This is a genomic window from Collinsella sp. AF05-9 (assembly GCF_003465595.1).
Lineage (GTDB): Bacteria > Actinomycetota > Coriobacteriia > Coriobacteriales > Coriobacteriaceae > Collinsella.
In genome coordinates this window covers 1-2578 of record NZ_QSBB01000063.1, presented here as the reverse complement: position 1 = coordinate 2578, position 2578 = coordinate 1, and the positions used below count along the sequence as shown (strand labels likewise).

At 54.9% G+C, this 2578-nt stretch carries 2 protein-coding genes; both read right to left on the bottom strand.

Annotated features, from left to right (window positions below; translation table 11 throughout):
* Positions 1 to 735: 735 nt before the first annotated feature.
* Positions 736 to 1116: a hypothetical protein gene (locus DWV43_RS09875; protein WP_117818433.1), complete on the bottom strand. Its 381-nt coding sequence runs from the start codon at positions 1114 to 1116 to the stop codon at positions 736 to 738.
* Positions 1117 to 1473: 357 nt separating this feature from the next.
* Entirely contained in the window at positions 1474 to 2073 is a 600-nt protein-coding gene (locus DWV43_RS09870) for a DUF1648 domain-containing protein (RefSeq protein WP_255413615.1), read from the bottom strand.
* Positions 2074 to 2578: the final 505 nt, after the last annotated feature.

Below are 2578 nucleotides of genomic sequence, written 5' to 3'. Positions count from 1 at the left end.
ACCTACGTTCCTCAAAGAATTGTTAGATTAAAAGTAACAGACCGGATGAAGATACGTGCGACGGGGGCGAGGCGAATGGCTGAGCGGCATCGATACGCGGGTTCAACGGTATTATATTGACCACATAGATTATTAACTTGCATTTCTAACAGTTAAGGAGACGGGTGCTTTCCAGCACACTCCTTCGATGATGCCTTCCGCTAGTTGCTATGCCGGTTTCAGCCAACAAAGAATGTGCCCGGGCGCTCAGGTTCACCGTTAGCGTTGGCAACATATGAGATGGGCCAGACCCTTGCCGCGCGCCGATTGCGCGAGAGGTGTCGGGCTCCATGTTTATTCCACCTGCTTGTTATCAACCAGCTTCGTTCGACGTCAGACATTCAAGATGTCAGACGTCGAACCTGCGCCAAAGACGCAGCTGGGGCTACTAGCTGCCTACAATCGCTCGCGAAGCTCGCCTGCTCGTGTGTGAATGTCTGACAGCTCCGTCAGACATTGTCGGACATTTGATTGTTCGACAAATGCGCACGTGGTCGCGTTCGCAAAGATTACTGAACGGTCGATGGGTGCGTTGAGACCTGAGCAAACAGCGGATGCCAGAAAAATGGCCTCACAGAATCGCACCCATGGTTGATAAAATTGACCGCCCGGGCGCAAATACCCGGGCGGTCAATTCATCCCCTCGTTCGCGATCCTGTTGGGTTTTGGGGCTTTGACATGTTGTTGCCGGATGGATCAGCCGTACAGCTTGATCTCCCGGGGTTCCATGTGGTCGTCCCCCAATAAGACGCCCCTGATGTAGTCCTGCGGCAGGAACTCGACGGGGAGAGTTGTCGCCAGGAAGTCGTCGAACCACGCCCGCGGTGTCGGGTCTGGCGCATACATGACCTTGGTCGCGCCGTCGGGCAGGGTGATGGTGGGTCGCACCGCGCCATTGCGTCGATACGCCCTCGACCATTCCTCATCGGTATCGCCATACCCTTTGCGATCCGCGGTCGTCCTCCACACGCCCCCCAGTTCATCGAATGACCGCGGATGCTCTCTGAGATCGATCCAATGCAGCTGTGATCTCGTGCGCCTCGCCGCGTTGTACGCCGGCTTCCACTCGTCGGGCAAATATACTCTTTCGAAAATCTCGCGCGACATCTCGCGGAACTTAACTTCATCCGCCCGCGGCCTGTTCGGATACCGACAAACCCGGAAATGCTCCAACGGAGCGCCGAACGAGCGTAACAATATAAAGCCGTGCAACACGAGCTGGACGACCAGAACATCCCAAACAAAGGCCTGTCGGTCCCACCTTCAAGCCCAATAGCAAAATGTGCATCAGCTGATTTGCAGCGATACAAGTCTCAGCCGTCACCATCACACCGCAGCGCGCCTAGTCCCACTCATCCTACTGCAAATGTCCCAGAACGAGAAAACGACCAACTTAACATGCCAACCTTTATATCCACACGCGCGTAATTCAACTCATAAGGACCGGCTATCCCTTACCTGTGACACAATCTCAAACGCACAGAACAGAATCATCAGTCCAATCATCGCATAAGAGGCAGCCGAACCTTCAAGCACTATTCCACAAAGAACAATCTCCGCGCCGCCAATAAGAACTGTTATCAGGCGCTCTGCCTTTTTGCTCTCGCCGCTCGCATAAAAAGGCGGCAAAGCGCACAAGATCACATATAGCCCGGGAAGGGAATACAGGATCGATAGTCCAAGTCCCCCATCAACCGCAATGCTTTGCGTAAGAATCAACTGAACCCAAACGGCAATTATCACTGAGCAGGTTGTCGATAAAAGAAGGCTAGAAATATAGCACGCAACAAAGTCCCGTCGCATTCGAGCAGAGAAATCCGCGAACTCTCTTCGCCGCGTGGAAACAATAAGGTACACAGAAATTGCAATAGAACCAATCAGAGAAAACAGCGGAACAACCAGCAATTCAAGCTTATTACCCCATCGATCAACCACACCCCCACTCCAATGAGCGGGAATTGTATCAGGGAGGGCTGACCAAGCCGCCCATAGAATCAGAAATGGAAGAATAGAGAGGATGAAAGATGATAACACTGCAGTAGTTTTTTTGAGGCTCTCATCGATTCCGTATCTCCTTGCGCGCTCACATTCCACTCCGCCTTAAATCAAGTTTAAATAAAAACTTGAATGCAAATTTGGGTTGATTTCCGATCTCAGCCGAACACATTGAGCAAATAGGCCGTTCCCGCACCTAGCCGAACGCCCCCGCGGCCCCTCCCGGGGCCCGGGGGCGCCGTTTTCCCAGTTGAAGGAACGGTGGAGAAGTGTTTCGATGGGTCCGGTGGCCATGCTCCGCCCGCCGCCCGGCACCTTTTCCCAGACTCAGCCGAACGGTCGGTTCCGTCTATTCCGTTTTCCCTTAGGCTAGGACAGCGGGGCATCGCCCCTTTCCTCGCGCGGCCGCGCGATGAGCCCCGGCATCAGGTCGAGCTCGTCGATGGGCACGTCCTCGATGCCGTACGCCTCCAGCAGCGCCGCCGCGTCGTCGCCGAGCATCGCCCGGAAGGCGCGGGCGGGCGTCGCGAAGCCGAGCGCGCCG